The following is a 13,611-nucleotide window of genomic DNA, read 5'->3' as shown; positions in this document are numbered from 1 at the left end:
TAAATTTAAAGTATCGAGGAAATAAAATGAACCTTATAAACAAGACGGCTATTTCAGCATCCATTACATTGGCACTGGGCTTGACTGCGAGTGCATTGTCAGGCTGTTATGACAGTAGCAGTAACTACTCCGACACAAATACGGATACAGTTGACATTGATCCCAATGCGCCATTTCAAGATGAAGAAAACATTTCAAGCTATGCTAAGAAAGCTGTGAATAGCCTGAAAGCCCAAGGCTTTCTTCCTGTTGAAGCGCGTTTTAATCCACAAGACCAAGCCGACCTCACCTTTGCTGAAACGCTTTTAAATATTAGTGATTTAGGGTCTGGCTATCTGACATACGGCGATGCAAAAAAACTGATTAACGACTATTTAATTATTGGGCATTCCAATGAAAATGTGTCCATTGAAGGTTTTTTGTCTAAAAAAAACAAGTCATATCAAGACAGTATCTCGCGTGAAGATTTTGCCTATATGGTGTCTCAAGCCAGACAGGCCAATTTCTTAGAAACGGGTTTACCTATTCACAACCCTGCTATTGCGACTCCCGGCCCTCTGCTTGGTCCTACCGTGTTTCAATCAGGAGGAACGAGCGAAAACCCGGAGTACGATGGAAGCACGGTTTCTATTTTTCATAGAGCAAAAAACGGTGTAAATACCACTTTTGCCGACTCCCCGGTATTCACTCTACAAGTTCACCCGGAGGTCTTTAAATCGGTTTCAATTGGCGGTATTGATGTTGATTCACTTCAGGATCTTTCTGCACAACTGGAAGTTGAATTAACCGATGGAAGCATTCACCGTACTCCATTAACATCCATGATTCCATTTAGTATTCATGGTGCAGATGGCAAGAAAGGGGTTATTCGCATTGAAGACGGAATTTTGGTTTTGGTTGAAGATCTTCAAGGGAATATCGATGCTTTTGATTTAAATGGAAGAACCTTCTCTGTTCAAGATGTCATTCATCAAATTCAAACACAGTCTTACTACAATGGCGAAACCACCAATACCGATGTAGCAAAAGTTATCACTGATGAGCTCTCGGAACATGGTTTTTCGTTGCAAGACAGACGCATTATGTTGCACAACCTCATTTTGGCGAAAACCGCCCTGCAGCAATCAAGCCTGACGCCTTTGAGCGCACCATTTAATACCATCGCCGGGCCAAGCAGTCGTTCGCGAGGCTTTTCGGGAAGTAGCTTATTCTCTACTTATCGGCTAGTCGATTCTCTGTTAAGCAAAGTTCAAAACGGTCAGATGGATGAAGTTCGAAGTGATTTAAATAGCGATGACAATCAGCAGAACCTTTTAACGGGAACCAAAATACTCACTGCTGCTACCTTATTGCCACATATTTCTTCACTCGCGAATGCGCCTTTTCTTCCTAACGAAGAATTATCATCCAGAGTGAAAAAGTCGGGTGCGCTGCTTCCAAGTGAACCTATCGTATTTCAATTTGATCGATTAAAACGAGCGGCATTTATACTGTTGGATGACGCTTTATCACAAGGAAATGCCGCTCATTTGGTTACCAAAGGAGAGATTGTCAAAGACAGCAGTGCCGAGAACCCGGCTTTCTCGCTGAGTGCAGATAATTTTGAGGCTGTTCCGATTCAAATTAAAGAGTCTGTTGTTGTTGATGCCTTGTGGGATTTTAAGAAATCCTATGAAATGCTAATTCAATTGATTTCCGGTGTTGATGTTACAGAGTCACTAACCGTGTTAAATGAGCAAGAGATTGCGTTGCTGGAAACAGCCTTTTCCAATCCTGTTATGAATAACCAGATGGCAGACATTAAAATTGGCGACTTAAATTTTAAGATGGATATGCTTGCGACGCCATCTCATATAGGAGACGCTTTTGCTCCGGCAAACGATCTCACTCAATTTAGAGATTCTGAAGCGTTTGGCTTAGCGGATGCGTTACAGCCATTTCCAGAACGCTTGATTCAGTATATTTGTGAAGGAAAGGTGGTTTCTGCGGAAGGAAATATTTTAGGAGATGCCAAAATTGCTCCTGATCAACAGCTTGACCTGATCACCGATGTTTCCTCCGACGCTCCCCTGCAATGTACGCAAGCGTTATCATCAAGTCCTAGATATAAACAGCTGTTGTTTGTGGATAATTTTCAACTTCCGCCTTTTGGCCCGGAAGCCAAGTTCATTTCAACCCAGGGAATTGAGATTATAAACAGAATTCTATTTACACCCGAAAATCCTGAACTTGATATTGCCGATATCCGATTAACTTACCGTTTGAGTAATCAGTAATACACAGAAAATGAAAAAGGCTAGGGAAACCAGCCTTTTTTGTCTATTTAAAAATCGTTTTTATTGGGCATCACAAAAGACTTAACAAAAGCCGAATTGATTAACCTCACCTGATCTCCTGCGTTTGGATTGTTCTCGCCCGATCGTGATCAATAATTCACCAATAAATCAACCAAAGTCAAAATCAAAAAGGTTTTTGGGTCGTATACAACAACATAACCTTGATAATAGCCAATTACATAACCGGCAGGAATATGCGGTATGCGTTTTTTCAGCGAATAGGGCGCTGGAGTAATGTAAGGTCGGTATCTGACCGGAATGACCCGTTCTTGAACAAACTGTGGTCGATGCTGACGGTTTACACTCCCCAGAATTTTCCGGTAATGATGATGCATGACTTCTCTATTCCGAGAGTTCACAGTGTAGGAAGCGCGAGGCTGGTTATTGGATTTAGCCGCCCCGGGGTAACTTTGTTTAGCAACCGGGGCTTTATTGTTTGGCGCCTGTTTATAAGAATTAGGCTGATTTGACGGCCCTTTATATTGCTCCTGCCCTTTTTGATAATTCGACTGTCCTTGCCCTTTATGCCCATTATCTTTTTGGGATCTGGATTGTTCCTGTCCCTGTTGAGGCGGTTGAGCGTATGCCGAACTAATGCTTAAGGCGCTTATTAAAACACTTGCGACCGTTGTTGCCAGTAATGCTTTTTTCATAACAATGGTCCTCCATCTTGAGGTTGAGAGTGTTCATATGAACTGGCGATTGCCTGCAGTTAACATCTAAACCGCCTTTGGCAATAAACTGAATACACTCTAGCACAAGAAAGTGCAAAAAAATTGACCTTGATTAACCATATCAATGGGTTCAAGCCTTGGTTAAGACTTGCAGATCACTCGACTATTTCCTGCCACCTTTTAAAAAGTCATTGCTATAATAAAAGCTGATTTCATATTTCTATTTCGAACGGAGGATTCTGATGATTGTTGTTAAAAGCCTCCGGGTAGATTTCTCGTAGATTTATTCTGCTCTACCCGGTCAAAGTACCGGGGCGCTCTCAGCCCCAGATATTTATCTCTTACAACGCTTAAGCGTTATGGGGCTTATGATGACACCACATTTTTCTCTACACCAATTAGGGTGGAAACCCTTTTTTCAACTGCAACTTTCTCTTGAAGAACTGGAAAACTCGATTCCCGCTCGCGTGTTTGGAGTCGAACGATCATTGATCTATTTACTCTCTTCCGAAGGTTCACTGACGATACCGGTGATCAAATCCATGCCTGACCTGGCGGTCGGAGACTGGGTTGTTGTGGATACCGAACATCGGTTTATCCGCTTACTGGAAAGAATGTCACTGTTTTCTCGTAAAGCGTCGGGGACACAGGTTTATCGACAATTGATTTCCGCGAATGTGGATACGCTTCTAATCGTCAGTTCTCTGAACAACGACTTCAACTTAAACCGCATTGAACGTTATTTGGCATTGGCACATGAAGCAAAGGTAGAACCTATTGTTCTGCTGACAAAAGCCGATTTATGCGAAAACCCCGAACCGTTTGTGGAAGCGGTTCAGGCTCTGGACAAAATGCTGCCAGTGTTTGCAGTAAACGCGCAAGATCAAGCCTCATTGCAAGCACTGGATCTGTGGTTATCGCCCGGGCAGACTCTGGCTTTTCTGGGTTCGTCCGGCGTAGGGAAATCAACGTTGGTAAATACGCTCCTTGGCGGTGCTTTACAAGAAACCAACGCTATTCGTGAAGCGGATAGTCGAGGAAGGCACACCACAACTTCCCGTTCACTGCATTTAACGCCTTCCGGAGTGTTGTTACTGGACACGCCAGGCATGCGGGAGTTGCAGTTAGCAGATTGCGCACAAGGTGTGGATGAAACCTTTGCCGATATTTCTGCTTTGGCAATGCAGTGCAAATTCTCCGATTGCCAGCATGAATCCGAACCCGGTTGTGCGGTTCAAGCGGCAATTCAATCCGGAAAACTGGATCAGCGCAGATTGCTGAACTATCGGAAATTAATGAAGGAGCAGGCCTTTAACGCCGGCACTTTGGCGGAAAAACGTGCTGAAGACAAACGGTTCAGCAAGATGGTTAAATCCGCCAAAAACATCAAGCAACGAAAAACGTAGGATTAATTTAATCACCATTCGATGCTTATCTAATCAACAAAACCACCCATTCTGGTGGTTTTTATTATTGGGTGTTGTCGCTCGCGACATACACTCATTCGTATTCGGAAATAGCCTCAAGAAAACTTGTTGGCAGGGTTGATCGTACAAGACCGTTTTCTTTTTGACTGGTCCAGTATGACTGAAAATCCCGCTCTCAAAAGAAAGGAAAATCCCTTAAATTGAGGCGAATATTCAATATTAAGAGCCCAATGCTTTAAGATCCAAACAAATTACTTCACTTGACCGTAGTTGCCCAAGATCTGATTTATCTGTTTACGTTTAGGGCGTTGAGCTGCAGGGTTATTTAGACCTTCGTCCATTGCTCCCGCGCAAGCCAGACGGAAAACATCCGCTTCCGCTTCGGATTCTGATGTGGGTTGAAGATAAAAATAGACGTAATCAATGACACCTTCAGACTCATAGTCTTCGCTCCCAAAGCGAACTTTTTCAATTTGAAACGGCCCCGGATAGAAGGAGGTATCTCGATCCACTATGTCGGATAATTCGATCGTGCAGTGCGGTATATAGTGATCGAACCAGGCACCCGCAATTTCCCCTTCTTGGAAATGGACTCTTGAGTAACCGTTTTTAACCGCTATGGCCTGCTCAAGGTAAAAAGTGTCGCCAATCTGTACATCCATTTGCTGCTGGGAAGGCGAATTTCCGCAAGCACTGACAAGTACGCTAATAAAAAACAGCGTTGAAGTTTTTAAAATGCGAAGAACAGGCTGTGAAAAAGTTAAATCGGACATGCAACCACCCTCTAAACAGGAAAGATAAATACGGATTACTATTAATTTAGAGTAATCGGCGTCAGAGTAAAGTTAAATTTTATTCCAACGAGATGAAGCGCCGAACATCGTAAAAACGATTTCATTTTCTCATTGAATCGGTATGATGGACCAAATGACTTTCTCGAAGAGAACCCTTGAATGAAGCTGTTAAACGCACTGTTCCGCCTGTTCGGCTACGAGTGGGTCAAAGATGAAACGCCTTACGAAAGACAGCGCGATGATCCGATCACCGACGAAGGCTGGGATGATCTGTATGAACATTCGCCACGATATAAGCTGCGCAAGATCGATCAAAACCCCAGATAACCCTCGAACCTTCCGAATTCGATGCAGCTCACTTATCGTTCAGCAGCTGATTAATTACGGTTTTCACTTCTGCATCGTCCCATTCAATCGCGGCATTAACCGAATAACGCAAATTGCCCTTGGCATCGATCAAGAACGAGCTGGGAAAAGAAAAGATTTCATAGTCGGCGGCGACCTTGCCGTCCAAATCGATCAGAACCGGGAAATCGACCTGCACCTGTTTCAGAAAATCTTTGACGGCCTTCGGCGATTCTTTAAAGTTAACCGAAACGATTTCAAAACGCTTTGCATCAAACGACTCGGCCAAACGGTTCATTGATGGAATCTCTTTGACGCACGGCGGACACCAGCTGGCCCAGAAATTCAACAACACCACTTTGCCCTGTTTCTCTTTAAGGTTGATGGCATGACCGGAAATATCGGTGAGTTCAAATGCAGCAGCCGAACGGGTTGGAATCGGAACCAGACCTTTTTTGCGTTCGGTTACTTTCGCTTCCACCAATTCCTGCGCGGGTTTAAATTCCCGATTTTTCTCCGGGCGACTGACTTGTAACCACATTCCAAGCTGAGCCGACAATGCATTGCTGGCTTTGGTTTCAACCTCGTTGACTTCAGCCTGACGACGTAAAAAATACCAATCGCGCACTTTCGGTACTCCGGCGATCGTGACTTGGCTATGATGAGTTTCTAGCGCTTGTTGCAAGTCGGCGGTTTTCCATTTATAGGTTCCCTCCCCCGGCTGAACCAGAGTCACTGGCAAGCTGCTGGCAGAAACAATCGGGAACAGTTGCGGCGCATCCCCGGCTTTTTCGGCCGCATCGTACAGATTCGGGAAGAAGAGCACAACTTGCTGCAAGCCACCATAGCCTTTCTCCGGCCGATCCGCCAACTGCCATAAACGCGCGCCGCGCAGAAGTATCAGACTCATGCGCCCGGTACTGATCGGCACAAAAGGCTGTCCGTTTTCTTGCGCGTGCTGTAACACCGCCGCAATGCCTTCACCGGAAAGCCGTCTAACATTCGAAGGTGTACGTTCCAGGAAATAGGACTCCAGCAAATCCACTTGCCACAGCGAATAGCCCTCGTCGTTTAATTGAGTGATGAGATGCTTGAAAGAACTTCTATCGGCATAGCCTTCGGTAAACCAGACCAGCAGAGGCTTGTTCGCATCGGGAAAAGTCGCCGGAAAAACATGAACGGTCAGCTCTTCATTCGATTCGGTACTGAGATTGAAGTCTTCGGCAGCTTCGGCAAAAGCGCCGGAAAACCACGACAATAAAATCAGCGAGAAAATCCAGATTCGCACAAGCCCCTCCAATACAAAGTCTGTACTTGATTTTGCATAGAATACTCTAAAGGCCGCGATTCAGAAAACTTAAGCTGCACCGCTGTCTTTCGCCGCTTGAATAATCGCCGGAGGCAGTTTTTCGAGCAAGCGAGGGTCGGTTGGTTTCGGAAGGATATAGTCTTTGCCAAAACTCAACTCTGCCAGCCCGTAGGCTTTCAGAACCGTTTCGGTGACCGGCTCTTTCGCCAAGGCTCTTAAGGCCTCGACACAGGCTAGTTTCATTTCGGTATTAATGACCTTGGCGCGGCAATCCAGCGCGGCTCGGAAGATATATGGAAACCCAAGAACATTGTTGACCTGGTTTGGGTAGTCACTGCGGCCGGTTCCCATCACGATGTCACCACGCAGCGCGTGCGCTTGTTCCGGAAGAATCTCCGGATAAGGATTTGCCATCGCTAGAATGACCGGTTTTTCGGCCATCGAAAGCACCATCTCGTCGGATAGCAGATCGCCTACCGATAAACCGAGAAAGACATCCGCACCTTGCATTGCATCCGCCAGCGTTCGCTTGTCGGTTTCAACCGCAAAAGGTCGCTTGTATTGATTAAGATCTTCACGCTGGCTATGGATGACGCCCTTTGAATCCAGCAGCAGAATATTCTCTTTTTGGGCACCGCTTTCCAGCAACAGATTCAGAATGGCAATCCCGGCAGCACCGGCACCAACACAGACGATTTTAGCGTCGGCAAGCGATTTTTCCTGAATTTCCAAAGCGTTCAATAAACCGGCGACACTGATAATTGCCGTACCATGCTGATCATCGTGAAACACCGGAATATCCAGAGCTTCAATCAATCGACGCTCGATCTCGAAACAGGCCGGCGCGGCGATATCCTCCAAATTAATACCGCCGAAGGTCGGTGAAATCTTGCGGATGATTTCCACAAAACGGTCGACGTCGGTTTCATCCACTTCAATATCGAAACTGTCGATATTGGAAAAGCGCTTGAACAGCAGTGCCTTGCCTTCCATCACCGGTTTGGACGCCAGAGCACCGGTTTTTCCCAACCCCAAAGTCGCAGTACCGTTAGTGACGACCGCCACCAGATTTCCTTTGATGGTGTACTCGTAGGCTCGCTCAGGATCGGCCATAATTTCTTGCACGGGAAAGGCAACCCCCGGACTGTAGGCCAGACTTAAATCTTTCTGGGTATCCGCCGGTTTGCAGATTTCAACCGATAACTTACCGGGCTTTCCGCTCCGGTGATACTCAAGCGCTTCTTCTTTCATATTGATTTCCGTTTGCTTCCGTTACAGTTTCGTATTTTTTACAAACAGTGTATAAGAATTACACCAGCTAATGGAAAAGGTTAAACCTGCCAAGACGGAATAAATTTAAACTTCCTTTAAAGTTTTGAGTATGGCGAAAGCAGGAGCAAAGCAGCGGATTTGTTTTTCTTTTGACTACGGCTAAATGCAGGGATAGACTCTAAACAACAATCCACAGCCTCCAGTCGGCTAATGCGAACTCTGAGATTAAGTTTCCCATGCGTCCATTCTCTCCAAACATGATCGGTTTGTACCGTTTTTTATGGGTCTGGCTGACTCTGCTGCTGGCATTGTGGTTTGGCTGGCACCTGCTCGCACAGTTTGATTTTCTCTATCCCGTTTGGCATGACTATGCCGGCATTAGCCAGAATATCGATAAATACGCCCCCTTGAACCATTATCGACACGATTTCGAACTGACCGACAGGGAAACTCGTTTCGCTCTTTTTCACGGCATCGTAGAAGCGATACACAATCATGGACAAGGTCTAAAAGAACTGGTCTACCAAACCAGAAACGGCACCGTCAGTTTGCTGAGGCATTCTGAAATCGTTCATCTGCAGGACGTCGCCAACTTAATCGATTTTGTTAATCACCTGGCGCTTGTCCTCGGCACGGTGTGGCTGGTCATCACCCTGTTAATCTGGTCAAAATTAAGTGCCATGAAGCGTGAAAAGAGGATAAAGCAATCTTTCACCCGTCGCAAAGACAGCCTGCTTAATCTAACGATTGGGCTGGCGTTATCAATCGGTGGGATTCTTTTGATCGGTGCGCAGAAAGTATTTTACCAACTGCATATATGGGTTTTCCCGGCCAATCATCAGTGGTTTTTCTATTACGAACACTCATTGATGTCGACGATGATGAAAGCGCCAGATCTCTTTGCAATGATCGCGATCACTTTGCTCATTCTCGGACTGGCATTTTTCGTGATTATTCAGCTGGCGATCAATGCACTTCTCTCAACCAGATAAGCCGCACCACGACTAATTCTATCCTTGAGATTCCAGCCATGCTTTCAGTCCGCGTTTTACGGATTCAAAAGCGATCCGTGAAAAATCGAGTTGCTGTTTTTTAACCCACAAAGCCTCAGCCACATCATCACGCGCTAAAACCAGCGGTTTGTTCGCGACTTCTGCCAGGAAAAATGCATCCTGAGTGTGATAAAGCACTTCGGCATACAGATACTGATTGGGAAAAGAGAAGAGATACTGCCAGTCCAGTTGCGCCACACCGAGCTCTTCTTCGCATTCGCGAGCCATCGCCTGCTCCAAAGATTCACCGTAATCGACAAACCCGCCCGGCAGATCGAGCATTCCTTTGCCCGGCTCGAATTTACGTTTAGTCAGCAGAATTTCGTCACCGAAAACAATGATCCCCGCCACCGCCGACGCCATATTGTGAAAATACTGAAACCCGCAATTCTGGCAGCGCCAGTGCTTTTCATTCTTTACCGAAAAAGCTTTATCACCACACGATGGACAGAACTGAATCAGTCCCATAGTGTATTTTCCATTTGATCGAGCAACTCTTCCAGGGAAATAGCATCCTGCAACAAAGCATCGTGCCAAGCCCTTAACGGCTCTTCCACCTCCTGCGGAATTTCCGACTGCTGCCAGAGATCTTCAATAAAGTGAGCAAGAGCACGTTTTTCCATACGAACCAGAGCTGCACACGACTCTTGATCCAAACCATCGAAATGGGAAGCTGCGCCAAAGTCTCCCAACAGGATATGCGCCTGATCGTTAATCAAAACATTGTGCGCATAAAAGTCGCCATGCATCAGACCCTGTTCATGCAGATGCATTAACGCCGAAGTCGCTTGACGCAATATTTTCAATAACTGGTGAGCATCCAAAGAGAACCCGTCTTCAAAGCAATCCCGCGTACAGGATTCAAAACTCGGAGGCAAACCAAGATTCACATAATCCTCAGGGATCAGCTTCATGACCAGCCCGGGAGATTCAACGCCGATTTTCGCCTCGACCACTACCAGATTCGGATGTTCTCCGGCGGTAATGCAAGCCCGCATCTCATCCTGTGGATAACCGTCGCTGGTGACGCCGCCTTTAAACAGTTTGACCGCTTTCGACTGGCCGGAAGACTTTTCCTGCGCCAAATGAATTCTGCCGGAAGCCCCTTGCCCTAACAACTCCTGCAACTCATAAGCTGAAAGATCCGCATGAGCTAATGATTCGGAATGTTCGATTGCTTCGCAAAAAGGATTGCCGGAAAAAGCGCACCAGGCAAGGTTCGGGATGCGAGTAATCACCTGTGGAAACTCGGTCAATTCGTTGGCGGAGATACGAAGCAACTGAAGATTTTTGCAGATTTCCAGAGAATCCGGCAGTTCCTTCAGGCGATTGCCGGCCAACATCAATTTTTGCATACGCGGAAGACGCTCAAAGCAATCGGGAAGTTGCTCGATTTGATTATCGGTCAAGATCAACCAACGCAGTTTCGGAGGTAGCGCTTCGGATGAAATCTGCTTGATACGATTGGCTTTAAAACCGATCATCTCCAAGTTAGCACATTGTCCTAACACGCTTGGCAATTGCTCAAATTCATTATCGGAAAGAAACACGATTCTTAACTTTTGCAGTTTGGCGAAATCTTCCGGCAAGTCGTTGAAACGGTTACCCGATAAATCGAGAATTTCAAGCGTGTCAGCCAACTCATACAGTGTGGTGGGAAACTCGGTTAAATCCTCGGCGATTTTGACTCTTTTAGCCCCTTTCAATTCGCCGGAATTTAGTGTTTGCAAGGTTTGCACTCTTACCTCCTTATGATTTAAAACCATCATAACTTATCCGTTTTATCTCGGTTTGCTAATTTCAGCACCCAGTTTCTTGGCTGTAAAACGCCATTCACAATGGTTTGTTATTTCCAGTAACCGATCAAACAAAAGTAAAAAATTGATAAGGCTTAGCTTTACCGCTTAAAGACCTCGAAACCACTTGCCATAAGCGTCAATAAGTCCCAAAGTAAGCATAAGAATTTTCTTATTTAGAATTCTGGAGGAAAACGATATGGCAAACATCCTCATAACCTACTCGACCGTCGACGGTCATACCCAAAAAATCTGCGAACGTTTACAAGAGATCGCCGAAGGCGAAAAACAGCAAGTTACTCTTGTACCGCTGGCTGACGCCATCAATCTGGACGTAGCATCTTTTGATAAGATCGTGATTGGCTCAAGTATTCGTTATGGTAATTACCGGCCTGAGTTATTTGCGTTTATATCTAAAAATCTGGACTTGCTGAACAGCAAACCGAGCGCTTTTTTCTCGGTCAATATGGTGGCCAGAAAACCACAGAAAAACCGCCCTGAAACCAATCCCTATCTGCAAAAATTTCTAAGAAAGAGTCCTTGGAAACCCAAAGTACTGGAAGTCTTTGCAGGGCAAATCGATTATCCGAGATACGGTTTCTTCGACCGGGTGATGATCCAGTTTATTATGAAAATCACCAACGGCCCGACCGACCGTTATGGCTCATTTGAATTTACCGATTGGGATCGTGTTGAAGCGTTTTCCGCAACTATTTCGCGAATGTAGCCACACTCGAAGAGAACCCGATTTTTGCCGGTTGCAGAGCGGTCTGAACTTCCCTTGTCGGCACGGTTTCGGTGTCGGTGAAAACCTGAAGATTACAGGAACGTCGCAACAGAATGCGCCGAATAATGTTTCGCATCGTCTCTCGGATTAACGCCAAAATAATCGGAATAATCCCGGCTGAACTGCGAAGCGCTCTGGTAACCCACTTTGAACGAAGCCGATGAAACATTCATTTTATTCAACAACATGAATTTCCGGGCGCTTTGCAGGCGTTGTATTTTGATGTATTTCAACGGACTGACCCGAGTCATGTTTTTAAAATGCTTGTGAAACGTCGATGTCCCCATATTGGCGCGCCGGGCAAGTTCTTCAACATTCAAATCTTCAAACAGATGATCGTTGATATAAGCGATGGTTTTGGAAATTCGATAGGCGTTACCTTCGCTGTAAGCATACTGAAGCAAGGCATCATTGCGGTTGGAGGCCAGCAGACGATAAAGAATTTCATTCAAATAGAGGTTTTCCAAAACCGGGATATCATCCGGTTTCTGCCGAAGCCGTGTCAAACGAACCACCGCTTCCAAAAGCTCTTCGGTAATGTGATTTGAATCCATCGCCAGATCGGTACGGCTGTTCTGCCCGATCTGCAAAGCGTATTCCTGCACCGCTTCCAAAATTTTAGACACCGGAAACACAATTTGCAGTGATAAGAACGGTGCCTCAGGCGAGGCTTGGAGAATTTGCCCGGTTACCGGTAGAAAAGAGGTCGATAACAGATATTTTTGCGGACTGTATTCAAAGTCGCGTTGCTCAAGACGAACCGCTTTCACGCCCTGAATAATGACAAACAACGCCGGTTCATATACGCTGTGAAGCGGCCTGGTCACGCTGGAAGATTTAAACACCCTGACGGAAGGCACTGCCGTCTGATTCAGACCTTCGCTTAAGGCATCATCCGAAACCAGCCCCTTCAATTGTGCTAACAAGTCTGCAGTCATAACCAAATCATAAACGCTTTACAGAAACATACCGCCGGACAGTTCGATTCTCTGCCCGTTCAGCCATTTGCATTCATCGGAAACCAGATTCGCCAATGCCGCACCAATATCATCTGCCTTTCCGGCTCTGCCCAATGCGGTTTTCGAGGCAATCAACGCATTTGCATCCCGGTTATCTCTGACCAGACCGCCGCCGAAATCCGTCTCGATTGCACCGGGAGCAATCGTATTTACCGTAATTTGACGACTGCCCAACTCTGCCGCCAGATAACGTGTCATCACTTCCACCGCTCCCTTCATCATGGCATAAGCGCCAAAACCCGGCAAAGAAAAACGAGCCAACCCGGAAGAAATATTAATAATGCTTCCGCCGTCCTTCAGGCTTGCCAGCAACTTCTGAGTCAGAAAAAAAGGCGTTTTAACGTGGATGTTCATCAACTCATCAAACTGAGCCTCCGTCGTGTCCGCCATGGAAACATGGATTCCAATACCTGCATTGTTGACCAATAAATCCAATTGCTCCGTTTGCCAGCATGACCGCAGACTGGAGGAAACTTTTTCTGCGAAGGCATCCAGAGAGGCCGGGTCTGAAGCATCCAGTTGCAAAGCAGTCGCCTGCCGACCAAGCACTTCGATTTCTTTAACCGTCTCGAGAGCCTGGGCTTCGGACTGTTTATAAGTCACAATCAGATGATACCCCTTCTGCGCAAGATGCACAGCCATATTCTTGCCAAGACCTCTACTTCCGCCGGTCACCAGTGCCACTTTCATATCTTAAACTCCTTTGAAAATTTCGAAAGACTTGATGAAACCGCATTCCATCCGCCTGAAGAAAATGCTAAAAGAAGCTGAAAAAGAATCCTATAGCAATCATCCGCAAT

At 45.9% G+C, this 13,611-nt stretch carries 13 protein-coding genes; 5 read left to right on the top strand and 8 right to left on the bottom strand.

Annotated elements, in window-relative coordinates; genetic code table 11:
• Positions 1 to 26: 26 nt before the first annotated feature.
• Entirely contained in the window at positions 27 to 2,276 is a 2,250-nt protein-coding gene (locus tag H8792_RS03990; RefSeq protein ID WP_185977644.1) for a hypothetical protein, read from the top strand.
• A 149-nt stretch (positions 2,277 to 2,425) separates the two neighbouring features.
• Here the strand turns inward: H8792_RS03990 and H8792_RS03985 are convergent, their stop codons facing one another.
• Positions 2,426 to 2,989, bottom strand: coding sequence for a hypothetical protein (locus H8792_RS03985; RefSeq protein WP_185977643.1), 564 nt, complete (start codon positions 2,987 to 2,989; stop codon positions 2,426 to 2,428).
• A gap of 392 nt (positions 2,990 to 3,381) precedes the next feature.
• Between H8792_RS03985 and rsgA the strand changes: the two genes are divergently transcribed.
• Positions 3,382 to 4,416 carry a ribosome small subunit-dependent GTPase A gene (rsgA, locus tag H8792_RS03980; protein ID WP_185977642.1) on the top strand — a complete coding sequence of 345 codons (1,035 nt, stop codon included), beginning with the start codon at positions 3,382 to 3,384 and terminating at the stop codon, positions 4,414 to 4,416.
• A 272-nt stretch (positions 4,417 to 4,688) separates the two neighbouring features.
• On the opposite strand, the gene H8792_RS03975 is transcribed toward rsgA, so the two are convergent.
• The gene (locus H8792_RS03975) at positions 4,689 to 5,210 is read right to left on the bottom strand and encodes a hypothetical protein (protein WP_185977641.1); all 522 of its coding nucleotides are present in this window, start codon (positions 5,208 to 5,210) and stop codon (positions 4,689 to 4,691) included.
• A gap of 180 nt (positions 5,211 to 5,390) precedes the next feature.
• Between H8792_RS03975 and H8792_RS03970 the strand changes: the two genes are divergently transcribed.
• Positions 5,391 to 5,558, top strand: coding sequence for a hypothetical protein (locus H8792_RS03970; RefSeq protein WP_185977640.1), 168 nt, complete (start codon positions 5,391 to 5,393; stop codon positions 5,556 to 5,558).
• Between the two features lie 28 nt (positions 5,559 to 5,586).
• On the opposite strand, the gene H8792_RS12735 is transcribed toward H8792_RS03970, so the two are convergent.
• Together H8792_RS12735 and H8792_RS03960 are read right to left on the bottom strand one after the other, a co-directional pair.
• Positions 5,587 to 6,864, bottom strand: a complete 1,278-nt coding sequence (locus tag H8792_RS12735; protein WP_185977639.1) for a TlpA family protein disulfide reductase — start codon at positions 6,862 to 6,864, stop codon at positions 5,587 to 5,589.
• A gap of 69 nt (positions 6,865 to 6,933) precedes the next feature.
• Positions 6,934 to 8,136: a malic enzyme-like NAD(P)-binding protein gene (locus H8792_RS03960; protein ID WP_185977638.1), complete on the bottom strand. Its 1,203-nt coding sequence runs from the start codon at positions 8,134 to 8,136 to the stop codon at positions 6,934 to 6,936.
• 257 nt (positions 8,137 to 8,393) lie between these two features.
• Here H8792_RS03960 and H8792_RS03955 point away from each other — a divergent pair, with 257 nt between their 5' ends.
• Positions 8,394 to 9,149, top strand: a complete 756-nt coding sequence (locus tag H8792_RS03955; RefSeq protein ID WP_185977637.1) for a lipoprotein intramolecular transacylase Lit — start codon at positions 8,394 to 8,396, stop codon at positions 9,147 to 9,149.
• 18 nt (positions 9,150 to 9,167) lie between these two features.
• Here H8792_RS03955 and H8792_RS03950 read toward each other — a convergent pair whose 3' ends face one another.
• On the bottom strand, positions 9,168 to 9,677 hold the full coding sequence (locus H8792_RS03950; RefSeq protein WP_185977636.1) for an NUDIX hydrolase: 510 nt from the start codon (positions 9,675 to 9,677) through the stop codon (positions 9,168 to 9,170).
• Positions 9,668 to 10,948 carry a protein kinase domain-containing protein gene (locus tag H8792_RS03945; protein WP_185977635.1) on the bottom strand — a complete coding sequence of 427 codons (1,281 nt, stop codon included), beginning with the start codon at positions 10,946 to 10,948 and terminating at the stop codon, positions 9,668 to 9,670. Before H8792_RS03945 ends, H8792_RS03950 begins: the two co-directional genes overlap by 10 nt.
• Before the next feature lie 256 nt (positions 10,949 to 11,204).
• On the opposite strand from H8792_RS03945, the gene hemG reads away from it, so the two are divergent.
• A complete protein-coding gene (hemG, locus tag H8792_RS03940; RefSeq protein WP_185977634.1) occupies positions 11,205 to 11,732 on the top strand; it encodes a menaquinone-dependent protoporphyrinogen IX dehydrogenase in 528 nt (175 codons plus the stop codon).
• 92 nt (positions 11,733 to 11,824) lie between these two features.
• Here hemG and H8792_RS03935 read toward each other — a convergent pair whose 3' ends face one another.
• Positions 11,825 to 12,730 carry an AraC family transcriptional regulator gene (locus tag H8792_RS03935; protein ID WP_185977633.1) on the bottom strand — a complete coding sequence of 302 codons (906 nt, stop codon included), beginning with the start codon at positions 12,728 to 12,730 and terminating at the stop codon, positions 11,825 to 11,827.
• An 18-nt stretch (positions 12,731 to 12,748) separates the two neighbouring features.
• Positions 12,749 to 13,501, bottom strand: a complete 753-nt coding sequence (locus H8792_RS03930) for an SDR family NAD(P)-dependent oxidoreductase (protein ID WP_185977632.1) — start codon at positions 13,499 to 13,501, stop codon at positions 12,749 to 12,751.
• Positions 13,502 to 13,611: the final 110 nt, after the last annotated feature.

The organism is Thiomicrorhabdus heinhorstiae, from assembly GCF_013391765.2.
GTDB lineage: Bacteria > Pseudomonadota > Gammaproteobacteria > Thiomicrospirales > Thiomicrospiraceae > Thiomicrorhabdus > Thiomicrorhabdus heinhorstiae.
The sequence above is the reverse complement of the archived record's forward strand: the minus strand, read 5'-3'. Positions and strand labels throughout refer to the sequence as shown.

Bases quoted from the DNA above. Each gene is read 5' to 3' on its own strand.
- H8792_RS03985 (WP_185977643.1), bottom strand. From the start codon at position 2,989: ATGAAAAAAGCATTACTGGCAACAACGGTCGCAAGTGTTTTAATAAGC.
- H8792_RS03930 (WP_185977632.1), bottom strand. From the start codon at position 13,501: ATGAAAGTGGCACTGGTGACCGGCGGAAGTAGAGGTCTTGGCAAGAAT.
- H8792_RS03955 (WP_185977637.1), top strand. From the start codon at position 8,394: ATGCGTCCATTCTCTCCAAACATGATCGGTTTGTACCGTTTTTTATGG.
- hemG (WP_185977634.1), top strand. From the start codon at position 11,205: ATGGCAAACATCCTCATAACCTACTCGACCGTCGACGGTCATACCCAA.
- H8792_RS03950 (WP_185977636.1), bottom strand. From the start codon at position 9,677: ATGGGACTGATTCAGTTCTGTCCATCGTGTGGTGATAAAGCTTTTTCG.
- H8792_RS03935 (WP_185977633.1), bottom strand. From the start codon at position 12,730: ATGACTGCAGACTTGTTAGCACAATTGAAGGGGCTGGTTTCGGATGAT.
- H8792_RS03960 (WP_185977638.1), bottom strand. From the start codon at position 8,136: ATGAAAGAAGAAGCGCTTGAGTATCACCGGAGCGGAAAGCCCGGTAAG.
- rsgA (WP_185977642.1), top strand. From the start codon at position 3,382: ATGACACCACATTTTTCTCTACACCAATTAGGGTGGAAACCCTTTTTT.
- H8792_RS03975 (WP_185977641.1), bottom strand. From the start codon at position 5,210: ATGTCCGATTTAACTTTTTCACAGCCTGTTCTTCGCATTTTAAAAACT.
- H8792_RS03970 (WP_185977640.1), top strand. From the start codon at position 5,391: ATGAAGCTGTTAAACGCACTGTTCCGCCTGTTCGGCTACGAGTGGGTC.
- H8792_RS03990 (WP_185977644.1), top strand. From the start codon at position 27: ATGAACCTTATAAACAAGACGGCTATTTCAGCATCCATTACATTGGCA.